Origin of the sequence: Anoxynatronum sibiricum (genome assembly GCF_039414295.1) — a bacterium.
In the GTDB taxonomy this organism is placed as follows: Bacteria; Bacillota; Clostridia; order Peptostreptococcales; family Tindalliaceae; genus Anoxynatronum; species Anoxynatronum sibiricum.
This window is the reverse complement of sequence record NZ_JBCITM010000011.1, coordinates 80,238-104,763: the sequence shown is the minus strand read 5'-3', so window position 1 is coordinate 104,763 and position 24,526 is coordinate 80,238. Positions and strand designations below refer to the sequence as shown.

At 46.7% G+C, this 24,526-nt stretch carries 22 protein-coding genes and 1 riboswitch; of the genes, 18 read left to right on the top strand and 4 right to left on the bottom strand.

The features are described from left to right. Positions 1–60: 60 nt before the first annotated feature. The 12 genes from iolC (at position 61) to AAIG11_RS11475 (ending at position 13,457) form a co-directional block, all read left to right on the top strand. Positions 61–1,077: a 5-dehydro-2-deoxygluconokinase gene (gene iolC, locus AAIG11_RS11530; RefSeq protein ID WP_343186424.1), complete on the top strand. Its 1,017-nt coding sequence runs from the start codon at positions 61–63 to the stop codon at positions 1,075–1,077. Next, entirely contained in the window at positions 1,074–1,895 is an 822-nt protein-coding gene (locus AAIG11_RS11525; protein WP_343186401.1) for a class II fructose-bisphosphate aldolase, read from the top strand. Before iolC ends, AAIG11_RS11525 begins: the two co-directional genes overlap by 4 nt. A gap of 90 nt (positions 1,896–1,985) precedes the next feature. Continuing rightward, entirely contained in the window at positions 1,986–2,777 is a 792-nt protein-coding gene (locus tag AAIG11_RS11520; protein WP_343186400.1) for a 5-deoxy-glucuronate isomerase, read from the top strand. A gap of 44 nt (positions 2,778–2,821) precedes the next feature. Next, positions 2,822–4,687 (top strand): 3D-(3,5/4)-trihydroxycyclohexane-1,2-dione acylhydrolase (decyclizing), encoded by a 1,866-nt coding sequence (iolD, locus tag AAIG11_RS11515; protein WP_343186399.1) that lies wholly within the window; start codon positions 2,822–2,824, stop codon positions 4,685–4,687. A 36-nt stretch (positions 4,688–4,723) separates the two neighbouring features. Further along, positions 4,724–5,557, top strand: a complete 834-nt coding sequence (locus AAIG11_RS11510) for a sugar phosphate isomerase/epimerase family protein (RefSeq protein WP_343186398.1) — start codon at positions 4,724–4,726, stop codon at positions 5,555–5,557. A gap of 108 nt (positions 5,558–5,665) precedes the next feature. Then, complete coding sequence (gene iolE, locus AAIG11_RS11505) at positions 5,666–6,553, top strand: myo-inosose-2 dehydratase (RefSeq protein ID WP_343186397.1); 888 nt, start codon at positions 5,666–5,668, stop codon at positions 6,551–6,553. Between the two features lie 189 nt (positions 6,554–6,742). Further along, positions 6,743–7,558 (top strand): hypothetical protein, encoded by an 816-nt coding sequence (locus AAIG11_RS11500; protein ID WP_343186396.1) that lies wholly within the window; start codon positions 6,743–6,745, stop codon positions 7,556–7,558. Next, positions 7,555–8,820 (top strand): BPG-independent phosphoglycerate mutase family protein, encoded by a 1,266-nt coding sequence (locus AAIG11_RS11495; protein ID WP_343186395.1) that lies wholly within the window; start codon positions 7,555–7,557, stop codon positions 8,818–8,820. Before AAIG11_RS11500 ends, AAIG11_RS11495 begins: the two co-directional genes overlap by 4 nt. Before the next feature lie 127 nt (positions 8,821–8,947). After that, positions 8,948–9,199 (top strand): glutaredoxin 3, encoded by a 252-nt coding sequence (gene grxC, locus AAIG11_RS11490; RefSeq protein WP_343186394.1) that lies wholly within the window; start codon positions 8,948–8,950, stop codon positions 9,197–9,199. Between the two features lie 98 nt (positions 9,200–9,297). Beyond that, a riboswitch (SAM riboswitch) is annotated at positions 9,298–9,401 on the top strand. A gap of 82 nt (positions 9,402–9,483) precedes the next feature. Then, entirely contained in the window at positions 9,484–10,773 is a 1,290-nt protein-coding gene (locus AAIG11_RS11485; protein ID WP_343186393.1) for an O-acetylhomoserine aminocarboxypropyltransferase/cysteine synthase family protein, read from the top strand. Between the two features lie 6 nt (positions 10,774–10,779). Beyond that, entirely contained in the window at positions 10,780–11,697 is a 918-nt protein-coding gene (metA, locus tag AAIG11_RS11480) for a homoserine O-acetyltransferase MetA (RefSeq protein ID WP_343186392.1), read from the top strand. Between the two features lie 173 nt (positions 11,698–11,870). After that, positions 11,871–13,457 (top strand): hypothetical protein, encoded by a 1,587-nt coding sequence (locus AAIG11_RS11475; RefSeq protein ID WP_343186391.1) that lies wholly within the window; start codon positions 11,871–11,873, stop codon positions 13,455–13,457. 51 nt (positions 13,458–13,508) lie between these two features. On the opposite strand, the gene AAIG11_RS11470 is transcribed toward AAIG11_RS11475, so the two are convergent. The 4 genes from AAIG11_RS11470 to AAIG11_RS11455 form a co-directional block, all read right to left on the bottom strand. Further along, positions 13,509–14,765: a DUF1015 domain-containing protein gene (locus AAIG11_RS11470; protein ID WP_343186390.1), complete on the bottom strand. Its 1,257-nt coding sequence runs from the start codon at positions 14,763–14,765 to the stop codon at positions 13,509–13,511. A 4-nt stretch (positions 14,766–14,769) separates the two neighbouring features. Next, positions 14,770–15,702 carry a D-2-hydroxyacid dehydrogenase gene (locus AAIG11_RS11465; RefSeq protein WP_343186389.1) on the bottom strand — a complete coding sequence of 311 codons (933 nt, stop codon included), beginning with the start codon at positions 15,700–15,702 and terminating at the stop codon, positions 14,770–14,772. A 101-nt stretch (positions 15,703–15,803) separates the two neighbouring features. Continuing rightward, entirely contained in the window at positions 15,804–16,871 is a 1,068-nt protein-coding gene (locus AAIG11_RS11460) for a pyridoxal-phosphate-dependent aminotransferase family protein (RefSeq protein ID WP_343186388.1), read from the bottom strand. 41 nt (positions 16,872–16,912) lie between these two features. After that, positions 16,913–17,326: an OsmC family protein gene (locus AAIG11_RS11455; RefSeq protein WP_343186387.1), complete on the bottom strand. Its 414-nt coding sequence runs from the start codon at positions 17,324–17,326 to the stop codon at positions 16,913–16,915. A gap of 204 nt (positions 17,327–17,530) precedes the next feature. Between AAIG11_RS11455 and AAIG11_RS11450 the strand changes: the two genes are divergently transcribed. From AAIG11_RS11450 to AAIG11_RS11425, 6 genes are all read left to right on the top strand, one after another. Further along, complete coding sequence (locus AAIG11_RS11450) at positions 17,531–18,550, top strand: LacI family DNA-binding transcriptional regulator (RefSeq protein ID WP_343186386.1); 1,020 nt, start codon at positions 17,531–17,533, stop codon at positions 18,548–18,550. Positions 18,551–18,552: 2 nt separating this feature from the next. Beyond that, a complete protein-coding gene (locus AAIG11_RS11445) occupies positions 18,553–19,566 on the top strand; it encodes a carbohydrate kinase family protein (RefSeq protein WP_343186385.1) in 1,014 nt (337 codons plus the stop codon). After that, positions 19,529–21,028 carry a glycosyltransferase gene (locus tag AAIG11_RS11440; protein WP_343186384.1) on the top strand — a complete coding sequence of 500 codons (1,500 nt, stop codon included), beginning with the start codon at positions 19,529–19,531 and terminating at the stop codon, positions 21,026–21,028. Before AAIG11_RS11445 ends, AAIG11_RS11440 begins: the two co-directional genes overlap by 38 nt. A 16-nt stretch (positions 21,029–21,044) precedes the next feature. Further along, positions 21,045–22,133 carry a carbohydrate ABC transporter permease gene (locus AAIG11_RS11435; protein WP_343186383.1) on the top strand — a complete coding sequence of 363 codons (1,089 nt, stop codon included), beginning with the start codon at positions 21,045–21,047 and terminating at the stop codon, positions 22,131–22,133. After that, positions 22,120–22,992, top strand: a complete 873-nt coding sequence (locus tag AAIG11_RS11430) for a carbohydrate ABC transporter permease (RefSeq protein WP_343186382.1) — start codon at positions 22,120–22,122, stop codon at positions 22,990–22,992. Before AAIG11_RS11435 ends, AAIG11_RS11430 begins: the two co-directional genes overlap by 14 nt. 146 nt (positions 22,993–23,138) lie before the next feature. Beyond that, entirely contained in the window at positions 23,139–24,503 is a 1,365-nt protein-coding gene (locus AAIG11_RS11425) for an ABC transporter substrate-binding protein (RefSeq protein WP_343186381.1), read from the top strand. The last annotated feature ends 23 nt before the right edge of the window (positions 24,504–24,526 follow it).

Sequence of the window (24,526 nt, the reverse complement as noted above, 5' to 3'; positions counted from 1 at the left end):
AAATCAAAACACAAACGAAATAAAAACGAAACAAAACGAAATAAAAGGAGGTGAAGTTTGATGATATTAAACCAGCAACGACCACTTGATTTGATTTTGGCAGGCCGCGCAGGCATTGATTTCAATGCTGGTCAAATGAACTGTTCATTTGCAGAAACTGCCACATTTTTTAAAACGGTGGGTGGCTCACCTGCTAATATTGCTCAGGGAACAGCCCGATTGGGCTTGAAAACCGGGTTTATTGGAAAGGTCGCCGGTGATGGGATGGGCACTTATGTTCGAGAAGTTTTTGTGAAAGCGGGCATTGACGTCACCGGACTGATGAATGACCAAACAGGAGCAAGAAACTGCTTGGCCGTGACAGAAATCTTGAATCCGCATCAAAGCGGCTCCTATTTGTATCGGGAAAAGACAGCGGATCTTATGATTCAGCCAGATGAAATCAGCGAAGATTATGTAAAGCAAGCTTCAGCCATTTTGATTTCTGGAACAGCGTTATCTGAAAGTCCATCACGGGAAGCGATACTGACACTGATCACCTATGCCCGGCGTCAGAAAACCCATTTGATAATGGATTTGGACTACCGCCCTTTTGGCTGGAAAAGTACGGAAGAAGCAGCTCTTTATTACGCCATGGCATCTGAAATGTGTGATGTGGTGATTGGAAACAGAGAGGAGTTCGATGTGCTTGAATTTCTGATGATGCCCGAAAATCGTGACAACCAGCGTTCAGCGCAGGATCTGCTGTCGAAAGGTGTCCAGTTGGTGGTGATTAAGGATGGCGCCAGAGGGTCTTGTGCATATACGGCTGACGGAAAAATCGTGAAACAGGGCGTCTTTCCAACTCGCATCAAGAAAACCTTCGGCTCAGGGGATGCTTATGCAGCAGGGATGCTGTACGGGCTTTTTTATCAGTGGCCTTTAGCGGAAGCCATGGCGTTGGGATCAGCCTGTGCTTCCATTGTACTGGCCGGGGACAGCTGTGCTGATGCCATGCCTACACTGGAAGCGGCAAAAGCCCATTTGGCAGACCATCAGCTTACATCTGTTGAACAACTGGTGGAGGATATAACATGAAGCACATCAATGAATATATCCGGCATGCAGCGTTCCAAAAAAGAATTGTTCCCGGTTTCAATGTTTTTGGGTATGAAGATTCGCTGGCAATAGTCAGAGCAGCAGAACAAGCCAATGCGCCCATATTGCTGATGGTGAACCGGGATGCCCGGCGTGTCATGAATATCAGACACTGGGGAGCATTGCTGAGTTCCATCGCAAATCAGGCCCGGGTACCTGTCGGTGTTCATCTGGATCATTGTACTGAGTTAAAAAGCATTCAATTAGCCATTGAAAATGGATTCTCATCAGTCATGTACGATGGGTCAAAGCTACCATTGAATGAGAACATCGCGAACACTCATCAGGTGGTTTGCCTTGCGAGAGAAAAAGGCGTTGCTGTTGAAGGTGAAGTTGGCGCAGTGCCATACGACGATCTGGGTGAAACCAGCAGTGAAATGACATCGCCAGAAGAAGCATGGCAATTTTGTCAGGAGAGTCATGCTGACTGGCTGGCCGTATCGGTGGGCAACATCCACAGATTACACGCAGGAAAGGCCAAACTTGATTTCACAAGGCTCGAAAGTATTGAGTCCCTTTGTCAGATACCACTGGTGATACATGGAGCTTCCGGGATCAGCTCTGTTGACATCAAAAAAATAAAAGAACATCAAGTGGCAAAAGTGAACATAGGCACAGCCCTGAGACGTGCTTTTGGAGAAACGCTTCGTCAGTCGGTTCAAGAGAATCCAGCGGTATATGATCGTCTGACCCTTTTTGAAAAACCGGCTCAACAGCTCGAAAAAGTTGCTTATGAAATCATTTGCCAGCTTAAGTAGGATGATGGATCAGCAAACGGCTGTTTAATGATCTAAAGATTCTTTGTCAGTTATCTGCCACCATCGTATCAAAGAAAAGAGGTGCTGAAGATGAAAATTAAGCAACAACAACCCTTTGAGCCCGGATATAATGCCATTACAGAAATGACCGGTGCTCACTCAGAGATGATGATGGACTTTGGGATTCTAAAACTTCCTGCAGAAGAATACTATTCAGATCATCTCCCCTATGAACGCATTTTTGTTTTACTGTATGGGGAAATTAACATTGCATGGGAAAACCGGCAGGAGCACGTGGTTCGCAACACTTTTTTGGACGATGAGCTGTGGTGCCTGAATGTGCCAGCGGGTACAGCTGTTAAAATTGTCGGTGTGGCACCAGACAGCGAACTGGCAGTGATTCGTACAGAAAATGAAAAAAAGTTTCAGGCAGTGGTGCGATCAGACAGCAAAATCATTAAAGAAGTACGTGGTAAAGGTACCATGAACGAAACAGGAACAAGAATTGTACGAACAGCTCATAATATTGAGCTGTCGCCAGACTCCAATATCATGTTTGGGGAAGATGTTCATTATCCGGGAAAATGGGCAGGGTTTCCATCTCATCACCACCAACAGCCAGAGATATATTTTTATAAGCTTCAACCCGAAAACGGGTTTGGTCTTATGAAGCTGGGCGATGAGGCAGTTCTCCTGGAAAATAACGATACTGTTTTAATTGCCCCAGATTTAGTGCATCCACAGGTGTCGGCGCCAGGTTATGCCATGTATTTTTTATGGGTAATCAGGCATTTGAAAGATAACCCGTATATCACCCCCACCTTTGAAGAGGAACATTTATGGGTGGAACAACCGAATGCAAAAATATGGCCGGATAAATGATAAGGATTGACGAAGATTTTCCGGAGAAAGAAAAGAGGCATCCTATGAAAAAAACCATTCGATTAACGACAGCCCAGGCGTTGGTGACTTTCTTACATCACCAGATGATTCAGGTGGACGGTGAAGTCACACCATTTGTTCATGGGTTCATGGGTATTTTTGGCCACGGAAATGTGGTGGGTCTGGGAGAAGCATTGGAACAAATGAAAGACAAAATGCCCTTTATTCAGGGTAAAAATGAACAGGATATTGCCCATGCATGCATGGCCTATGCCAAGCAGAAAAAAAGGCGGGCGATTTATGCCTGCACCGCGTCCATTGGGCCAGGCTCACTCAATCTGGTCACAGCAGCAGGTACAGCAACGGTCAACCGGATCCCCCTACTGTTATTACCGGGAGACACATTTGCCGACCGCCAGCCAGATCCTGTGCTGCAACAGGCAGAAGTAGAGTCCGACTATACCATTAGTGTCAATGATGCCTTTAAGCCTGTCAGCAGATACTGGGATCGAATCAGCCGCCCGGAACAATTGATGAGTGCCTGCCTCAATGCGATGCGAATGCTGACTGACCCGGAAAAAACAGGTGCTGTCACCCTGTGCCTTCCCCAAGACGTTCAGGGAGAAGTGTATGATTATCCGGTGGAATTTTTTTCCAGAAGGGTTTGGTATGTGGATCGATCACCTGCTGCCAACGATGCTGTTCAGCGGGCGGCAGAGTTGATTTCCGGGAAAAAGAAGCCATTTATCATATCAGGAGGTGGCGTGCGTTACAGTGATGCCGGCGAAGCAGTAAAAGCCTTGTCTCTTGAGTTTGGTATACCAGTATCTGAAACCCAGGCCGGCAAAGGGGAAATACGAGACGATCATCCCTACTACGTCGGTTGTGCCGGCATATGTGGTACATTGTCGGCGAACCAGCTGATGAAAGAGGCAGATGTGATTATCGCCGTGGGAACCAAACTGAATGATTTCGTGACACATTCCAAAGGTGGTTTTCAGCACCATGACATTCCAATGGTTTCCATCAATCTCAGCCGCATGGATGCCATGAAAATGGGTGCACTATCCCTTGTGGCAGACGCCAGAGAAGGCGTTGAAGCTTTAACACAGGCTCTGAAAGAAAGAAATTACATGGCCGGTTATCATAACGAAGTGAATGAAGCCAAACAGCAGTGGCAGGAAGAACTGAATCGATTGGCACTGTTGGACCCGGCGGAAGGTCTGTCGCAAACACGGGTTCTGATGGAGCTGAATCAGCTGCTGCAGCCTTCTGACATTGTGGTGTCAGCCTCCGGCAGCCTGCCTTCTGATTTGGAGCGAATTTGGTCGGTGCGACAGTCGGGTACCTATCATTTGGAATATGGCTTCTCCTGCATGGGGTATGAGACTGCTGGTGCATTTGGTGTCAAGCTGGCAGAACCGGAGGCTGAAGTATACAGCTTAGTGGGCGACGGGGCCTTTTTGCTGGCTCATTCCAATCTGGTCACCAGCCTTCAGGAGGGTCAAAAAATCAATGTGATTCTTTTCGACAATCATGGGCATCAGTGCATTCGACAACTGCAAAACAGTCAGGGAATTGATACCTACGGCACCGAGTTTCGGTTTCGTGAAGCCCACACGGGAACACTCTCCGGCAGTCCCGTGCCCATCGATTTTGCCAAGGTGGCTGAAGGGTATGGTGCGCAAAGTTACCATGTGCGGACTTTAGAAGAGCTGAAAGATGCCCTGGAAATGAGTCGGAAATCGCCTGTATCCACCCTGATTGCCATCGACGTTCTTCCAGGCACCATGACAGAAGGCTATGCCAGTTTCTGGCGTGTGGGGACTCCAGGGGTTTCAGAAAACGCTGCAGTTAATGAAGCGCATCAACGAATGGTGACAGCTGTAGAAAAACTGCGAAAGTATTAACTCGGTAGTAAGCATGGAAATGAGAGGAGTGGGAGCATGAACCAAAAAGCACTTCACACGAAATCCATCTGGAAAAGCAATTTGCTGTCAGATTTACGCATTGCGAAAGAAGCAGGCTTTGGCGCTGTTGAAATGGCCGGAGATAAGGTGCACGATTATCTGGCTGCCGGCATGTCCACGCAAAAAGTGAAAGAAGCCCTTGAAAAATGGGATATTCAAATGATCAGCATCAATGATGTCGCCCATGTGGAGCGAACAGATGACGATGCGGTTCATCGGATGCTGGCTGAGACCGAATCTCTCTCCCGGTTTGCCCACGAAGTGGGATGCGATTGTATCCAACTGGTGCCCCTTTGCGCCCTTGAAGGTCGCCCCTGGGAAGAAATCAGAACCCTGACAGCCCAAAACATTCGACGCATCGCTGATGTTGGCGCCCGCTATGGCGTTCGATTCCAGCTGGAGCCGGTGGCATGGTCCCCCATTCATTCCCTTTCACAAAGTCTGGAGCTGATCGAAGCAGTTGAAAGAGACAATTTTGGCATGGTCATCGACTTCTGGCACTTGTGGTATGGCGGCAAAACCACCCCTGATGAAGTCGCCAAGATGAACCCTGGGCTGATTTACCACATCCATTTTGGGGATGGCAAGAAAAACCCGCCAGGAACTACTTGTGATGAAACAGACCTGAGGGGACACTATGCAGGCAACGGCGACATCGATGTGCCCCAATGGGTGCAAGCGGTGAAGGCCTCTGGCTATGATGAATGGTGGACCTATGAACTGGTCAGTGCCCATCATTGGCAGATGGATACCCAGGAAGTGGCAGAAACCACCAGTCGATTGTTGGATGAGTATGTGTTCAAGGGGTAAAGCCTGGTAAACCCATAAAAGAACGGCACATTTTACTGCAACACGTTTGACTTGAATAGGAAGCTGATCATAGTGAGGCGAGTCTTTCAATAGGTGGAGGGGTATTTTGTGAAAATACAATACGGTTGTGCACCGATTAACTGGTCTAATGATGATTTGCCCAGTTTGGGGGGAGAACTGACCTACCAGCAGTGTCTCAGCGAAATGGCGTTGTCGGGTTACACTGGCAGCGAAGGTGGTATTAAATACCCCAAGGAGTTCGAAGTCATTAAAAAAGCCATCGATCTCCGAGGGATCACCATTTGCAACATGTGGTTCAGTACGGAGTTTACCGTTTTCAACAATGAAGACACTTTTCGGCGATTTCAAAATCACTTGGACTACACTTACGGGTTGGGCGCCCGGGTGGTGGGTGCAGGGGAATGTGGTGTGACCATTCATGGCGATGAGTCCATCCCGCTGTTCAAAAACCAGGTCATTCTTGACGAACGCCAATTTAAAAATCTGGCTGAGGGCCTGAATGAACTGGGCAGAATGGCCCATGCAAAGGGCATGAAACTTTGTTTTCATCCTCATGCCGGTACTGGTGTCGAAACAAAGGAAGAAATTGACCAATTGATGGAAATGACTGATCCTGAGACGGTGTTCCTTCTCTTTGATACAGGACACCTGACGTTGGCGGGGGAAGACCCGGTTGCAGTGCTGGAAAAGCATCTTGACCGAGTGGCTCACATTCATGTGAAAGATGTTCGGCGACATGTGTATGAGACGGTCAAGGAACAGGACATGAGCTTTCTTCAGGGGGTTAAAAATGGCATGTTCACCGTCCCCGGAGATGGCGATATGGTGAACTGGGACGGTATTTTCGATCTGATTAAAAACAGCAGCTATGACGGCTGGATAGTAGTTGAGGCGGAACAGGACCCGGCGAAAGCGGACCCCCTTGAATATGCTATGATGGCCCGCCGCTTCTTGAGGGAAAAGCTGGGTCGGTAAAATCATTGGCATCCAATGAAGTGACATCGACTCATTTGAAAATCAGAAACCTTAAACCAAGCTGCCTTCCAGAAAAAGGAAGGCAGCTTGGTGCATTTTGGTTTCATTTGGGTAATAAAACAAAGGTGATGAAGCATTCAAAAAGGGGTTTAATCATTTCAGTTGACCTGGAACAGTGAGGTGTGGGACATGATCATACGACAGAACAGCTCTGCTGACGAGTGGCGGCAGGTGATTCAACAATGCCCGCCAGATACGGTGATTGGTGAATTTGCCGGCAGGGATTCAGTGGCGGCTATCCTGAAAGTGTTGGAGGACGGCGTAATCACTTCCATTCTTCCCGTGGTCACTTTTGCACCAGTGGAGTACGGCTCGGTGGAGGTGCTGGAAGCCAATGTGAACTTGCTTCGCCAGCAGGTTATGACACGCTATCAGGGAAAGGTGTCCATCGGACCTCTGATGTACCTCAGCAATCAGGCCCTGTGGCAAGTATTAAACAGCAGCTTTGTTGCTATCCTGCAGCAACATTTTGGGTTTTACACACCGTGTATCGGGTGTCATGCCTATTTTCATTTGATGCGTATGCCTCTGGCCAAAAGGCTGGGCGGGAGGGTGATTTCAGGTGAGCGGGAAAGTCACGATGGCAGATTGAAAGCCAATCAGCTGAGCATTTGTTTGGACAGCTACCAACGAATCATGGCCCATTTTGGAGTGGATCTGCTGATTCCGCTGCGACAGGTGACCAACGGCAAAGAGATTGAGGCGCTGATCCAATGGCAATGGGAGGAAGGCAAAGCGCAGCCACAATGCCTGTTCAGTGGCAATGACAGAAACAAACGCGGCGAGTCGCTCATCAATGAGCAGCTCATTCCTTCGTACCTTGAAACATTTCTGGAACCGGTTTGCCAAAATCTGGGACACCTGTTGCTGGAAAGTCCCCAGGCAAATCTGGCAGAAATGAAAGAAGTTGTCATTGAAAGGCTCACATTGGAGGGGATTCTGTGAAAACGATCATGCTGTTACTTGACGGATTAGGTGACAGACCGCATCCTGCGTTAGATGGAAAAACCCCTTTGGAGGCAGCGCATACGCCCCATTTGGATGCTCTCTGCCAACTGGCTGAAACCGGCATGATGATTCCATGGCGCCAAGGGGTGCCTCTGGGAACTGAAGCAGCACATTTTGTGATGCTGGGCTACGATATGAAAGACTTTCCTGACAGAGGAGTGCTGCATGCCCTCACCATGGGAGATTCCCTTGAAGAGGATACCATATACCTGGTTACCACCTGGGCTTGGGTGGAAGCCAGAGAAGACTGCTATGAAATTCTGGAGAGAAATGTGGCAGCTTTGTCAGCGGAAGAGTCCGACATATTGGCTTCCAAACTGCCAGAAAAGGTGAATGGGTATACCTTTACCTGGCAGCGGGGACAGCTGCCTCATGGAGTCCTGAAAATCAAAAAAACGGGAATCAACGGCAATATTTCCGACAGCGATCCCTTTTATCCTCATCGGCCTGTGATGGCAGTGGTCCCCTTTGAAACCACTGACCCGGGTGCAGAAGCCACCTCGCAAGCACTGAATCAGTATCTGGCATTCATGTACCAAGCTTTAAATGAGCATCCGGTGAATCAGAAGCGACGCACCCATCATCAGCAGCCGGCCACCATGCTGTTAACCAAGTGGTGTGGCATGAAGCCCTCCATCCCATCTTTTGAAATTCAGAATGGCTTAAAGGGATTGATGCTGGCACAAAGCACCCTCATGGAAGGCATCGCAGCCTTGTTTAATATGCCCTGCGAATCATACCACTCCATGGGGGAAGCCATTGAAAGAGCCTTGTCAGCCTCGGCAGACTATGTGCATGTACACACCAAAAAACCAGATGAAGCAGCCCACACCAAAAATCCCCATGAAAAAGTGAGGGTATTGGAAGAAATTGATGTTCAGTTAGAGAACCTGGTCAAAGCAGCCCGGGAAAAACGGCACCTGCTCATCGTTACCGGGGATCATACAACACCAAGCTCAGGTGAAATGATTCATGCGGGTGATGCAGTTCCCATCATGTTCTGTGGTCCATCACTGCGTCCTGATCATGTGAATCTTTTTGGTGAGCGAAGCTGCGCCACCGGAAGCCTGAGATTGACGGGAAGTGATTTAATGCCCATGATCCTCAACTATACCGAGCGCGCTATCTTTTATAATTTCAGACCGGGCGGTATACGGCGACCCTATATTCAAACAAACATACCACTGCTGAAGCCATGAGCAGCATTCAACAGACAGCATCCTTCCGCAAAATGTGTTTTTCAAAGTTTCAGTCATTCGGTTTTCCCGCTACCAAACAAATGATTTCTTTAGCTAAATTAAAATGAAGACAGAAGGAGAAGATGAAATGAAAAAAGTAGAAGTTTATTGCTGGACATATTGTCCTTATTGCATTCGTGCCATGCAGTTGCTTGATCGAGAGGGAATTGCCTATGAGAAAATCGTTATTGATGGAGATGATGAAGCATTGCAGGAGTTGAAGAAAAAGACAGGAAGCGGCACAGTACCACAAATATTTGTTGATGGAAATTTCATTGGTGGATGCGATGATTTAATGGCAATCAAGCGTCAGGGGAAATGGGAGTCACTTTTTTCATAGAGTCCAAGGCAGAATCATTCCGCCTTGCTAAAAAATGCGATGTTCTTCTTGACATCGAAATAAATCTATGTTAGTATTGTTCCAATTTAATAAGTTAACTCTTATAAAGAGCAGGCGGAGGGACTGGCCCGATGAAGCCCGGCAACCGGCAGCAAAGCTGCACGGTGCTAATTCCTGTAGGTGTGAACCTAAGAGATGAGAGATGAGCAACCATCGAACCTCTTGATGCACCTTTCAAGAGGTTTTTTTATTGCCCTCTCAAGAACACAAAAGGAGAGATGAACATGACAACAGCCAACCTGAAGTTCGACACATTGCAAATCCACGCAGGACAAGAGCCTGACCCAGCTACTGGAAGCAGGGCAGTACCCATTTATCAAACCACCTCTTATGTTTTTCAGGATACTGATCATGCCGCCCGGTTATTTTCTCTGGAGGAAGCCGGCAATATCTATACACGCATCATGAACCCCACCTGCGACGTGCTTGAAAAACGAATTGCAGCCCTGGAAGGTGGAGTGGCGGCACTGGCTGTTGCTTCCGGCTCTGCAGCTGTGACTTATGCCATTCTGAACATTGCCGGCACGGGAGATGAAATTGTTGCATCCAATACCCTCTATGGGGGCACTTACACACTATTGGACGCCCAACTTCCTAAATACGGCATTACCACTACATTTGTTAACTCTGATGATCCGGAAAATTTTCGAAAGGCCATTAACAAGAAAACCAAGGCCGTTTTCATCGAAACCATTGGCAACCCCAATATCAATCTCATCGATGTGGAAGCGGTCGCTGCCATTGCCCACGAAAATGGCATTCCGGTGATCATCGACAATACCTTTGCCACCCCCTACCTCTACCAGCCCTTTAAGCACGGTGCTGATATTGTGGTGCATTCAGCCACCAAGTTTATAGGCGGCCATGGTACCAGCATAGGCGGACTCATTGTTGACGGTGGCACTTTTGACTGGGAAGCCAGCGGTAAGTTTCCAGGACTGACGCAACCAGATCCCACATATCATGGGATTCGTTATACAGAGACATTTGGTCCTGCGGCCTTCATCGTTAAAGTGCGGGTGCAGTTACTCAGAGACACTGGTGCAGCTCTCAGTCCTTTTAATGCATTTCTTTTTCTTCAGGGGATTGAAACTCTTTCGCTTCGCGTGGAACGTCATGTGAGCAATACACGAAGAATCATTGAATTTCTTGAAAATCATCCTCAGGTGAGTTGGGTAAACTATCCTGAACTGGCAGACAGTCCTTATCAAGTGCTGGCAAAAAGAGACTTTCCCAAAGGTGTAGGCTCCATTTTCACCTTTGGTATCAAAGGTGGTTTACAGGCGGGCAAAACCTTCATCGATTCTTTGAATATTTTCTCATTACTGGCAAATGTGGCCGATGCCAAGTCGCTGGTGATTCACCCAGCCAGTACCACCCATGCACAATTATCAGAACAACAGCAACTTGAAGCAGGGATTCGCCCTGACATGGTAAGGGTATCGGTGGGATTGGAAGATGCGGACGACCTGATTGCCGACTTGCAACAGGCGTTACAACAGGCAGGGAGGTAGTGAGTGATGCCGGTTAAAATTCCAGATACATTGCCTGCCGCAGAAATCTTGGCTGGAGAAAACATCTTTGTCATGAAGGAGAGCAGGGCATATCATCAAGATATTCGCCCGCTTAAAATAGCCATTCTCAACCTGATGCCCACTAAAACAGCCACCGAAACCCAGCTGCTTCGATTATTGGGAAACACAGCTCTTCAGGTAGATGTGGTATTGCTTCACCCGGCAACCCATGATTCTAAAAATACACCGCAGCATCATTTAACCACCTTTTATAAAACATTTGAGGAAGTGCGTCACGAGAAGTTTGACGGATTGATTATTACCGGAGCCCCCGTGGAACAGATACCCTTTGAACAAGTAAATTACTGGAAAGAACTTCAGCAGATTCTGGAGTGGAAAAAGACGCATGTCTTCTCCACCCTGTTTATTTGCTGGGCTGCACAGGCAGCGCTGTATCACTATTATGGAGTGCCCAAATATCCACTTTCAGCAAAACTGTTCGGGGTATTCAGTCATCAGGTACATCAACCCCACGTGAAATTGCTGAGAGGATTTGACGACTTGTTTCAGGCGCCACATTCCCGTCACACAGAAGTGCGGGCAGAAGATCTGGAAGCAGTGCCGGGGCTTGACATTCTGGCCACTTCACCTGAAGCAGGCGTGTATATGGCGGCAACGCGGGATGGGAAAAACATTTTTGTCACAGGTCATTCAGAGTATGATCCATTAACCTTGAAGGCGGAATATGATCGTGACATGAAAGCGGGTTTTTCCATTGACGTACCGGTGAATTATTTTCCGGAAGATGATCCTTTAAAAACACCGCTTGTCACCTGGCGTGGACATGCCAATCTTCTCTTTGCAAACTGGCTGAACTATTATGTTTATCAGGAGACGCCATTTGATTTAAATCAGATCGGATAAAACCGTCAATGTGGTGATGCTGTCATTAGATGCGATTACCTGACATCTCGCATCGTCTCATAAGATATTCTTTTGGTTCTTGTGATTCCTGTGCTATGCTATAGGATAGAGAAGTACCCGAAAGGTCCAGACAATACAATGGTATAGTCAAACTGTATAAAGGAGTCATAGGCGTGAAAAAAAAACCGCTCGATCAACAGCAGCGATTATGCATGGCCGCAACCCGGAACCGGCAACCGATAATCACGAAACGGTTTCAATTTGGAATCACATTATTGATGATTTTATTTATTGGTACTGGCTGTGTTTTTCTCTCAGGAGAAATCGAGAAGGTTGATGATCAGGCACTGGCCGGTATTCCTACGGCTTGGGACTGGTGGACGCAGCAAATGTCACCGGTACAGGCGCGATGGATGTCGTCATTTGGTTTTCAGGCAGAGGATTCACTGGAAAGAAAACTTGAGAAACAACGTCACCAACATTCAAACCTCTTTAACATGGGGTATGCTTGTATGAATACGAGAGAACCGGAAGCGTTTGATCGTGCCTGGTTCCAGTCGGATCAGACTTACTTTCAACAGTTACACAGCTTGCCAGATACCCAAGGGAGAAGAGTAAAGCTATATCTCGAAACCCACCAGTTGCAGCGGTATCAACAGAATGTGATCAATGAGATGCAAAAACGACATCCACATTACCGCCTTTATTCCCCAGAAGAGACTGATGCGATAAACAGTTTGTTCATTGCAACCAATGCCCGGCGTTGCTTATTAAAAGACAGCTTGTCAGGTGACTTAGAGTCAGGGTGGGAAAACTACTATCCACTCGAATACACTTATGCATTTTTTCAGTTGGAACACTTAAACCTTCAGGGCGGTATTGAAAAAGCAGCCGTGGAAATAATGGATCTTTTTACGGCTTATGATGAAGCCGTGATTCATGGTTTTCTTGATGGACTTCCTGCACCTGAGATGGTTTATGATGGAAAAGAAATCTTCTTCATTAATGGCGCCAATGATGAATATGGAGCAGTACACGCCAACGGACAGATTTTGGTATTTAATCTTTTTGAAGATGTATCAGACATTCTCAAATTGCTGGCCCACGAAGTGGGCCATGAAGTCGGGTATCTGATTTTTGGAAGAGATGGTTATGAGAACCAGAAGAACAGTATTAAAGAGACCTATGCCAATCTTTATGGATACCCGGTTCCAGTGGATGAACGGGTACCTTGGGGAGCACGGTTGAGCGAAAACTTTGCAGAGGACTTTGCATGGGTATATGGTGATTTTCCCAAATGGAGCTGGTGGGAGGGTGTTGAAAAACCACTGGTTCAGAACTTCATCGAAACGGAGCTGGGTCGGGCGGATTTAAATGATGCTGTATTGATCCGTGATAATATACACGTTTATGCCGATAATCATGTTTTCACACTTTTTAGTGGTTTCCATGAGGATCATGTGCAGATTATTGTTGATCCCCAAATTCAGCTTGTCATCGACGGATTTCAAAAAGGACCATACGATTTGTTTGTTCACGTGCGCAACAATGTGACGGGAAATCTTCCCCGTCAGCCTTTTTCCCATAATGGAGTTGCAACGCTAAGTCTTGGTCAGTTACCTGAAGAACAGCATCGACTTGAAACGGAGGGATATGTGGTCTATGAAGTTCAGATAAAGCTGTATCATTACACTTCCTTAAGAAAATATCACCAGCCAACCATTGCACGTTTTTGGGTCGTGCAGTGGGCTGGCTGGTGACAGGGAGAAGATACCGTCTTTTAAAAGAGATGTTCGAAGAAATCTGGCAGACTATTTTCTGGCAGATTGTTTCAGGGAGTGCACAAACAGGCCACTACGTAATTTGGGCTCAAACCAAGTTGATTTTGGGGGCATAATTTTCTGTTCATCAGCCACCTGAAGCAAATCCTCAATAGTGGTTGGGAAAAGGGAAAATGCCAATGACATATCTGTCTGAACCCGCTTTTCAAGCTCTCCGATTCCGCGAATGCCGCCGACAAAGTCAATGCGTTGGTCGGTGCGAGGGTCTGAGATGCCCAAAATAGGTTGTAAAAGCCAATTTTGAAGTATACTGACATCTAGTTGCGATATGACGTCTTCAGCATCATACGTATGGGGTTTAGCCTTCAATGCATACCACTGATTGTCAATGAGCATTCCAAAAGTGTGCTTTTCCTGAGGCTGATAAGCCTCATTTACCGGCTGACATTCAAAATGAGCTTCAAGTCGGATGATCAGTTCTTCCGGCGATAAAGCATTAAGATCCTTAACTACCCGATTATATTCCATAATCAGAAGATCTTCCTGAGGAAAACTGACAGCCATGAAAAATTGACTTGGATCATTGGCATCCAGGTCTTTTTGTTGCGCTCTGCGCTGCATGCCTATTTTGGCAGAAGAAGCACTGCGGTGGTGGCCATCAGCGATGTAGAGAGACGGAATTTCTTCGTTGAAAATTGTCTGAATTCGTTCTACATCTGAGGAATCATTAACAATCCACAAAGAATGACCGATGCCGTCTTCAGTTGTAAAATCGTATTCTGGCGGCTCTTTCATAGTGAGTTCTTGTAAAAAGCCGGTTAGAGAAGCATTACTACGATGTGTCAGAAATACTGGTTCTGTATGGGCATCACAAGCATCAAAATGACGGATGCGGTCATTTTCTTTTTCAGGCCGAGTGAGTTCGTGCTTCTTAATGCGGTCATTGACATAGTCATCAATGGAGAAGCAGGCTGCAATTCCCAATTGACTTCGGCCGGCCATGGTTTGCTGATAAAGGTAAAAGGCCGGCTGATCATCTTGAATTAATGTGCCCTTTTGGATCAAGTACTGTAAATTTTCAGCGGCTTTCTGGTAAACTGCCCTGTCATAAGCATCCACCATGGGGTCAAGATCGATTTCTGAACGAATAACATGAAGAAAAGAATGTGGATTGCCATCGGCCATTTTGAGAGCTTCGGCTCTATTCATGACATCATATGGCAAACAAGATGCTTCCCGGGCAATAGCAGCTGCCGGGCGAATTGCACGAAATGGCTGAATAAGCATAGATTTATCTCCCCTCGCAAAATTCGGTAAAAATGGATACCAGCTCGTCACCAATTCGTTCTTGGGCTTCTATGGTAGAAGCACCAATATGAGGAGAAAGAGAGACGTTTTCATGGGTTAAGAGTGCTTCATTTGTAGGGGGTTCCTTTTCAAAAACATCAAGACCGGCACCTGAAATCGTTCCACTGTTTAAGGCTTCCAGCAAAGCATTTTCATCAATCAGACCGCCCCTTGCGCAGTTAATGACATATGCCCCGCGTTTGATCTTATCAAAAGCAGGTTTTCCAAGAACTGGAGGTTCGCCAGGAATTTTGGGAACATGAAGGGTGATGAAGTCAGAGGTGGCCAGCAGCGTATCAAAATCAACAAAGATGAACTGAGTTACATCTTTTGCCTCTCCCATCACATCGTTGTATTGCACCTTCATGCCCAGCGCATGTGCTTTTCGAGCCAGATCACGACCAATGCGTCCAAATCCAATAATTCCCAAAGTGCTGCCAGAAAGCTCAACACCTTTGTATGTCTTTTTGTGCCACTCCCCCCGCCGCATGGTCACATTTGATTTCTGAAGATGGCGGGAAAGTGTGAGCATATGAGCCAGTGTTAGCTCTGCAACAGACTGAATACTGGAAAAAGGTGTATTTTTGACTGTGATGCCCATTTCACGGGCAGCTTCCAGATCAATGTTGTCTAAACCGACACCTGCGCGTACGATTAGCTGCAGCTTTCCGCCAGAACCCATTTTTTCCAGTACCTGCCGGGTGATTTTGGTGGCTGATCGAACAATGAGCCCATTGTATTCCCGCAGCTTCTCGGGCAACTCTTCCTGACTATAGGAAGCTTCTTCCACTGCGCAGCCCATGGCACGCACCTTTTCCAGTGCGCTCTTGACGATACCGTCAGAAGCAAGTATCTTAGTGCCTTTCATGTTATTCATCAAATCGCCTCCTGATTAGTTTGATAGGGATGTGACGAGAGCTGTTTGAAACACCTTATAAAACCTGAACAACTGGAAGTCTCTTTGTTTTCAAATCACTTCTAAGGCAATAAGCCTTCGATGACTTGTAGCAGTTCCTTCACTTCATCGACTGTTCTGTCAGCCATATGGGCGATGCGGAAGGTTTTTTCTTTCAAATTGCCATAACCGTTGGAAATGGCAAAGCCTTTTTCCCCCAGTTGTTTGTTCAGATCTCCAATGCTAATTTCACGGGTGTTGCGAATGGTAGTCAACGTGTGGGAAGCATATGGCTTTTGGGTGAAGAGTGCGAAGTTTTCTTCAGCCCACACTTGGACAATACCAGCCATTTCTTTATGTCTGGCAAAACGGTTTTCTGGTCCCTCTTCAAAAATGCGGTCAAGCTGATAATCAAGGGCATACATGTGGGATAGAGAAGGAGTTGATGGATATTGATGATCTTTCTTTTGAATATAATCATAAAGTGATAGGAGATCAAGATAATAGCCTCGATGCTTAACCTGACGGGCAGCCGCCACAGCTTTATCTGAGAAAGAACATATGGCCAGCCCTGGAGGAAGGCCCAGTGCTTTTTGAGTGGAGGTGATACAAATATCGACACCCAAGGCATCTACTTCAATCTTGGTGCCTCCCAGCGAACTGACGGTATCCATGGCGAAAACAACTTCAGGATAACGGCGAATTACCTCTGCCAGATCAACAGCAGCGTTCATGAGGCCTGTGGAAGTTTCGTTATGAGTAATCGTCACCAAGTCATACTTTCCTGTTGCAAGAGCTGCATCCACCATTTCAGGTGTTGTTGGATATCCTGGTTCTGATTCAAATAAATCAGCAGGCACTTGATTTCCCACAGCCAGTTCAAACCAGCGTTTTCCAAAAGCGCCAACAGAAAAAACTGCCGCCCGTTTACGGGTGCAGGATCGTATTGCCCCTTCCATCAAACCGGTGCCACTGGTGGTGGAGAGCATAATCTGATTTTTGGTATACATCAGCTTCATCATTTTTTCGGAAATGCTGCGTTGCAATGCACTGGCTTCTTTTGAACGGTGGCCGATCATGGGGGTGGCCATTTTTTCAAGCACCTCAGGAAGTACATCCACCGGTCCGGGAATGAAGAGTTTTTTGTGCATGAAAATCCTCCTTTGTCGTTGGTTGAAAATGGCGGTGCGAATCATTCAATGATGATTTCATACTCGATGAGGCCGGCTTTTTTCAACATGGCGCTGACACCACAGTACTTTTCTTCAGAAAGGTGTACAGCTTTTTCCAACTTGTCCATGGGAAGGTCGTTTCCCTTGAAATAATACTTCACTTTAATTTTATCATAAATCTTAGGGTGTTCTTCCGTCTGAGAACCCGAAACTGTGATGCGAAAGCCCTCCAACGGAACACGCATTTTATTCAAAATGGAAACCACATCAATGCCTGTGCAGCCTGCAAGACTTGCTAAAAGCAAAGGCTTAGGCCGGGGACCCCGGTTTTCACCGCCCAGTTCGGGGTTTGCATCAAGGGTCACGTGATGCCCGTCAATAGTGACATCAAAAGCCATGTTCTCCATCCACTGACAGTCAATTTGATGATTCATTATACGAACACTCCTTCTTGTTATATGGTGTCAAACGTCAGATACTTCCATCATTATATACCTCAAATGTACTGATTTGAAACAAGAAGAAACTATCTTACTATTTTGTTTATTTAAGCATAAAGCATTGACAACAGGAAAGCGGTTTCCTATAATAAGAATAGGAAACCGCTTTCCCAAATAACGACAAAGGGAATGGAGCCAATGAAAATAACCATTGATGAAGTAGCCAGACGTGCAGGTGTTTCGAAAGCAACTGTTTCAAGGGTAATGAATAACTCCAAACCAGTGAAACAGGAGAAGTACGATCGGGTGATGCAGGTTATTGAAGAACTGGGATTTATTCCCAATCCTGTTGCGAGAGGCTTGGCTCATCAGAAAACCGGCTTGGTAGGTGTCGTGATTCCTGACATTACCAATCCCTTCTTTGCAGAACTGGTTAAAGGGATTGAAGAAGTTGTGAGAGATAAGAATTATAATATGGTGCTTTGCAACACCTTTCATAATTTTGAAAAAGAGATGAGTTACTTAAAAATGCTTCGCGAAAAATATGTGGATGGTATTATTTTCATGACTGCGAAAGTAACTCATGAACATCGGGATTTTTTTAGGTCCAGTCAATTGCCAGTGACGTTTATAAACAGAAAATGTGAAGACTTGAATGTGTCAAGTATCGACATTGATAACTATCAGGCAGCTCATGACATAACTACCTTTTTCCTGAAACGAGGGCATCGTCGAGTTGCGATTATTCGAGCACCTTTAACAGACAAAACTTCTGGCTATGAGCGCTTTCACGGATACCGGGATGCCATGCAGGCTTACGGGATCGAGCTGAATGCAAGCCTGGTCATGCGTTCGAACTTTAAAATTGAAAACACTTACAAAACCGTCCGCCGGTTTTTAAGAGAAGAACCCGCGGTAACAGCGATTTTTGCAACCAGTGATCTCATGGCCATTGGTGCCATCAAAGCACTTCAGGATGAGGGTATTCAAGTGCCCCACCAGGTGGAAGTGGCAGGGTTTGACGATATCCCCATGGCTTCTTACTATCATCCGTCCATTACAACAGTTCGACAACCCATTGCTGAAATGGGGCGAACAGCCACTAAAATATTGATTCGGGAAATCAACGGCGAAAAAGTGAAAAATCGCAATCTGATTCTTCCTTACCAGCTGATTTGCCGTGAGAGTACGCTTACTTCCAAAGTGTCAGGAGAATGAAGATGCGTTTTGATGATACCCTTCAACTGCAAAAAACTGAATATGACGTGGTGGCAATGGGGGAACTGCTCATTGATATGATTTCCACCGATTATGTTGCTTCTCTGAAAGAAGCAGTCCATTTTCAGAAATCTTTTGGGGGTTCACCTGGAAACCTGGCAGTAAATCTTGCCGGGATGAGCCATGCTGCCGCATTAATTGCCAGTGTTGGTGACGATGATTTCGGCAGGTATCTAACCGGGTTTTTACAAGAACAACGAGTGGCACTTCAGGGTGTTCATGTGAGTTCCTGGCCCACTTCAATGGTATTTGTCACTAAAAGTCGAGAGAATCCTGCGTTTATGCCAATGCGCCGCGCAGATCTTGATGTGATATTAAAGCCAAAGCATGAGTTAATGGTAGACCAGTGCCGCATTTTTCATTTCACTGCCTGGGCTCTTTCTCATCAAGAAATACGCGAAACAACAATGACGTTAATCAAACGGGCTAAATCACAACACAAGCTTATCACTTTTGATCCCAACTATCGACCGGTGCTCTGGGAACCTGGTCACGACGGCGTAGAGTTTATCAATCGACAAATACTACCTCTGGTGGACGTCATTAAGCCTTCGGAAAGTGATGCTGAGTATTTATGGGGAACGGGTAACTGGCAAGACGTACAAAGACGCTTGCGTCAATACCCTGACCTCTTCGTCATCATGACCTTGGGAGCCCGTGGTTTGGCAGCCTTTAACAGCGATGAGGTGTTGCAGCTACCTGCTTATGCCAGGGAAGTGGTGGATACCACCGGGGCAGGAGACGCATTCTGGTCGGGGTTTATGTCAGGACTTCTTCGGGGATTAACGGTAAAAGATGCATTATACCAGGGCAGCTATTGCGCTGCCTGGAAACTGGGTTCTATTGGGGCAATTTGCCAGATGCCAGATCCAGAAAGTCTTGAAAAATGGGCAACAGATACTGGAAAGGAGAACCTCCATGCACATCGCTTGTTTCAACCCACAGGGAAACTTTGATCAACACGACAGCTATTGGACACAGCACCCAGACTTTGGTGGTCAATTGGTATATGTGAAAGAACTCGCTTTCGCCTTTGATCGACTGGGTCATGAAACCATTATTTTCACCCGAAGGATAGAAGATGAAGACTGGCCGGAATTTCAACAGCCTGAAGAAGTTTACGCAGGAACCAATGTGCGCATCGTGCGCATCAGTTTTGGCGGGAAAGCATTTTTGCCAAAGGAACAATTGTGGCCTTTTCTCTATGAGTATGTGGAAGGTATTCGTCAATGGTATCATCAGGCGGGTTACTTGCCAGATGCAGTTACCACCCATTATGGCGACGGGGGCATTTCAGGAGCCATTTTCCAACAACTTACAGGTGTTCCGTATACGTTTACAGCCCACTCCCTTGGAGCACAAAAACTGGAAAAGCTGATGGGAACTGGAGTGTCTTATGAGTCGCTCGACCAACAGTATCAATTTACCACCCGGTTGGCAGCAGAACGAACTGCCATAAGCCAAGCCATGATCAGATTTGTGAGTACACAGCAAGAGAAAGAGCAACAGTATTTTCACACATTATATCGAGATTTGTTTAACCAGCATAAAAAGCTGCCATTTATTGTTGTTCCTCCGGGTGTGAATCAGGATATTTTCAATGATAAACCCCAGACACATGATCAAGCAGTGACTGAAAGCATACAGCAAGTACTTCGCCGTGATGTGGCAAAAGAAAGACAGCATTTGCCATGGGTAATCGCATCCAGTCGACTGGACCCTAAAAAAAATGTGACAGGATTAGTGAAGGCTTATGGTGAACATTCTCAGCTGCAGGAATGCTGTAATCTGATTCTGGCTGTTCGGGGCATTGATGATCCTCAAGCGGATATGCATCGACTCAAAAACGAGGAACAACAGCAACTGGCTTCCATATTAGAATTAATACAGACCTACCAGCTGGCTGGCAAGATTGGTTTTGTGAATTTATCCGGACAGCAGCAACTGGCTGCTGCATATCGTGAAACAGCCCGGCGGCGTGGGGTGTTTGCGCTTACCTCTCTTTATGAACCTTTTGGTTTGGCCACTATCGAAGCCATGGCATGTGGTGTGCCCGTGGTGGTGACAGCCAACGGTGGTGGTCAGGATATCTTGAAGAAGGGAAATGAGTCTTTTGGATTGCTGGTGGATCCTCAACAGTCAGCTGCCATCGCTGAAGGTATTTTCTCGTTAATGAAAGATCATGTTTTGTGGAATACTTACCACCAAAAAGGATTGGAAAGAGTTCGCAGCACATTTACCTGGAATGCTGCTGCTGATGCCTACGTTAAGGAAATGCTGAAATGGAAGAAAAAAGTGCAAGATAAAGCCTGTCAAATCAATGTGCCTGATTATTTTATGAAACACGAGTCTCAGCACGAGGATGAATTTGAATCTATACGGGCTCGTGCTGCGGGAATAAAGTCAGAACATGAGTAGCGAAAGGGGGGGGAATATGAGTAACGATAAACGAAGCGGCCGATCTGAGTTGGCAAAAAGGGAAGAGCGTACTGCTTATCGGTTGCTGTTGCCGGCGCTGATCATTTTGCTGGTGATTGCGGTTTATCCTCTGGGTCAGGTGTTTTACACCAGTTTTACCAATCGACAGTTTGCCAGCGGACAGGAAACGGAATTCATAGGACTCGACAATTATCAGCGCTTATTGAGCGTCACGATTCGTCAACTACCGCCGGTGATTGATGAAGACACCAACCAACCTGTTATTGATGAGGAAACGGGAAAAACCGTTTATGAACGGCCCATCTCGGTATTGCCACGGGAACCGGTGCGCTACCGGGAGTACAAACAGTTCTCTTTTATGGGAAGTCAATATGTGCTTGGAGCGACTGATGTCGATTTTATTGATGCCATCACCAACACATTGATTTTCACTGTTACCTCCGTATTTCTGGAACTGGCGCTGGGCCTTGGAGTTGCTTTGGTGGTGAATAGCAATTTCAAAGGAAAGGGAGTGACACGAACTGCCATGCTCATACCTTGGGCGGTGATCACTGTTGTCTCTGCCCGTATGTGGGAATGGATGCTGGCTCCCAATCGAACTGGACTATTCAACACATTGCTCTATACCTTTGGGTTGGCAGATGGGAGAGTGGCTTTTCTGGCCAGTGGCCAGCTTCAGTTATGGGCCATGGTTGCAGTGGATGTATGGAAAACAACTCCTTTCATGGCTTTGCTATTGCTGGCAGGACTGCAAACGATACCGGATGAACTTTATGAGGCAGCTGCCATCGATGGTGCCGGGCCAGTCAAACAGTTTTTCAGCATTACCTTCCCGCTACTGAAACCTGCCATGGCAGTGGCTTTGATTTTCAGAACGTTGGATGCATTACGAGTGTTTGATGTTTTTCAGGTATTGTTGGGGCAAAGTCAGTATTCCATGGCTACTTACAACTATTTTCAGTTAATAGGGAATCGAAACATGGGGCTGGCTTCAGCCATTGGTGTGGTTATTTTTATCATCATCTTTGGTTTTGCCATTGCCTATATTAAAATGCTGGGGGTGGACATGGATGAAACCGCCTAAACATGTGAGTCATCTACTATTAAAAGCAGGGTTTTATCTCATTCTAATGATTATATTTATCTATCTGCTATTTCCTTTTTACTGGGCCATCAATTCCTCACTAAAGTCGGAAGCGCAACTGCAAATGGCACCTGCCACACTGGTTCCCCGTGACCCCTCTACTGGCGATTTCGCACCAACACTGAGAAATTACCGGGTGATCTTTGATAATCAGCAGTTTGTACGTGGGTTGATCAACAGCAGCATTGTGGCCACCAGCACCACCTTATTGGCTTTGGTGGCTGGCTCATTCGCCGCCTTCGCCCTGGGAAAACTCCGATTTCGTGGCAAAAAACCAACCCTGTATATGATTTTAGCTATGACCATGTTTCCCCAGGTAACAGTACTCGCAGGTTTATACGCAGTGATAACAACCTTGAAACTGCCAACAATCACCAGCATGATCCTGTCATATATGATATTCACACTGCCATTTACCACCTGGGTGCTGACGGCTTTCTTCAAAGGATTGCCCTTGGCCTTGCTTGAATCGGCACAGGTAGATGGTGCAACGCCGTTTCAAACATTTTACAAAATAATGCTGCCATTGACCGCTCCGGCATTGGTGACAACGGGATTACTGGCCTTTATTGCCGCATGGAATGAGTACCTTTTTGCGCTGACATTTACCTCCATTAATCCAGGCGCCCGCACAGTACCGGTTGCCATTGCTTACTTCACGGGAGCTGTCGCCCGACAAGAACCCTTTGGTGAAATTATGGCAGCAGCTGTGGTGGTGACGGTGCCCATTGTTGTCTTGGTGTTGATATTCCAGAAACGGATCGTGGCAGGGCTGACTGCCGGAGCCGTGAAAGGATAAAACAAACAAACTCGGTAAATAGTTTGCTGGAAGGGAGTTGGTGCCCAAAACGATTACCATACCAAAGCATCAAAAGCATCAAAAGTATCAACAGCATCAAGTTAATGGTTCCATGATGATCAACCAAAGATGAAGGGGGAACATTCATGAAAATCAAGAAAAAGCACTGGTGGACATTGTTGTTGGTAATGGTATTGGTGGGTAGTTTGTTAGCGGGTTGCGGAAGCCCTGCAGAGCCTGCTCCTGCAGAACCTGCAGAGCCTGCTGAACCTACGGAACCCGCAGAACCGGGTGAACCTGGTGACCAAGTGGTGATTACAGTGGCAGCCGGCGCTGTTGGCCAGGAACTGGAACTAACGCAAAAGGCTGCTGAAATGTATATGGACCAAAATCCCAATGTTCTGGTGAATGTCCTTGACACACCTGACCTGGCTCAGGATCGCCTAGGTCTCTACCTGCAGTTTTTTGAAGCACAAAGCGCTGAGGTGGATGTATACCAGATCGACGTGATTTGGCCCGGGGATTTGGCGGAGCATTTTGTTGACCTCTATGATTTTGGTGCAGCAGATGTTGTTGACGAGCATTTCCCGGCAATTGTGGAAAACAATACAGTAGATGGCAGGTTGGTGGCAATTCCATGGTTTACAGACGCTGGATTACTGTATTACCGTACCGATCTTCTGGAAAAATATAACTTTGAGCCGCCAGCTACCTGGGATGAACTGGAAGAACAGGCATCGGTAATTCAGGAGGGTGAACGTGCTGAGGGTAATCCTGATTTTGTGGGCTTCGTATGGCAGGGAAATGCTTATGAGGGGCTTACCTGCGATGCACTGGAATGGATTGCTTCCAATGATGGGGGGACTATTATTTCACCCGAAGGCATGATTACCATCAATAACGCCAATGCTATTGAAATCATTGACCAGGCAGCCGCATGGGTGGGGACCATATCACCCAATGGTGTTACCGGCATGGGCGAAGAAGACTCCAGAGCCGTATGGCAAGGCGGAAACGCAGCCTTCATGCGTAACTGGCCCTATGCTTACAGCTTGGGGCATGCGGATGACAGTGCCATTAAAGGTCTCTTTGACGTGTCACCATTGCCGGCCGGCAAAAGCGGTGAAGGTGCAGCCACTCTTGGAGGATGGCAATTGGCAGTGAGTCGTTACAGCAACAATCCCGAAATCGCTGCCGAAGTGGCACTGTTCATGGCTGGTTATGATGCACAAAAAATGCGTGCAGTGGAAGGTTCTTTGAATCCAACGATCATGTCCCTCTATGAAGATGCAGAAGTGTTGGAAGCCAGCCCTTTCTTCGGCAGTCTGTATGATGTTTTCATCAATGCAGTTGCAAGACCTTCAACAGCGACAGCACCCAACTACAATGCTGTTTCAACTGCTTTTTTCAGATCGGTGCATTCCGTCTTGACAGGGTCCATGGATGCAGCTACTGCATTTGAAGAACTGGAACTGGATTTACAGGACATTACAGGATTTGATATTCAATAAGCAACTATCCGGACTGCCTGGTA

Coding starts and splice junctions, on each gene's coding strand:
- iolC (WP_343186424.1), top strand. CDS start 61: ATGATATTAAACCAGCAACGACCACTTGATTTGATTTTGGCAGGCCGC.
- AAIG11_RS11525 (WP_343186401.1), top strand. CDS start 1,074: ATGAAGCACATCAATGAATATATCCGGCATGCAGCGTTCCAAAAAAGA.
- AAIG11_RS11520 (WP_343186400.1), top strand. CDS start 1,986: ATGAAAATTAAGCAACAACAACCCTTTGAGCCCGGATATAATGCCATT.
- iolD (WP_343186399.1), top strand. CDS start 2,822: ATGAAAAAAACCATTCGATTAACGACAGCCCAGGCGTTGGTGACTTTC.
- AAIG11_RS11510 (WP_343186398.1), top strand. CDS start 4,724: ATGAACCAAAAAGCACTTCACACGAAATCCATCTGGAAAAGCAATTTG.
- AAIG11_RS11500 (WP_343186396.1), top strand. CDS start 6,743: ATGATCATACGACAGAACAGCTCTGCTGACGAGTGGCGGCAGGTGATT.
- grxC (WP_343186394.1), top strand. CDS start 8,948: ATGAAAAAAGTAGAAGTTTATTGCTGGACATATTGTCCTTATTGCATT.
- AAIG11_RS11485 (WP_343186393.1), top strand. CDS start 9,484: ATGACAACAGCCAACCTGAAGTTCGACACATTGCAAATCCACGCAGGA.
- metA (WP_343186392.1), top strand. CDS start 10,780: ATGCCGGTTAAAATTCCAGATACATTGCCTGCCGCAGAAATCTTGGCT.
- AAIG11_RS11470 (WP_343186390.1), bottom strand. CDS start 14,765: ATGCTTATTCAGCCATTTCGTGCAATTCGCCCGGCAGCTGCTATTGCC.
- AAIG11_RS11465 (WP_343186389.1), bottom strand. CDS start 15,702: ATGAATAACATGAAAGGCACTAAGATACTTGCTTCTGACGGTATCGTC.
- AAIG11_RS11460 (WP_343186388.1), bottom strand. CDS start 16,871: ATGCACAAAAAACTCTTCATTCCCGGACCGGTGGATGTACTTCCTGAG.
- AAIG11_RS11455 (WP_343186387.1), bottom strand. CDS start 17,326: ATGAATCATCAAATTGACTGTCAGTGGATGGAGAACATGGCTTTTGAT.
- AAIG11_RS11450 (WP_343186386.1), top strand. CDS start 17,531: ATGAAAATAACCATTGATGAAGTAGCCAGACGTGCAGGTGTTTCGAAA.
- AAIG11_RS11445 (WP_343186385.1), top strand. CDS start 18,553: ATGCGTTTTGATGATACCCTTCAACTGCAAAAAACTGAATATGACGTG.
- AAIG11_RS11440 (WP_343186384.1), top strand. CDS start 19,529: ATGCACATCGCTTGTTTCAACCCACAGGGAAACTTTGATCAACACGAC.
- AAIG11_RS11435 (WP_343186383.1), top strand. CDS start 21,045: ATGAGTAACGATAAACGAAGCGGCCGATCTGAGTTGGCAAAAAGGGAA.
- AAIG11_RS11430 (WP_343186382.1), top strand. CDS start 22,120: ATGAAACCGCCTAAACATGTGAGTCATCTACTATTAAAAGCAGGGTTT.
- AAIG11_RS11425 (WP_343186381.1), top strand. CDS start 23,139: ATGAAAATCAAGAAAAAGCACTGGTGGACATTGTTGTTGGTAATGGTA.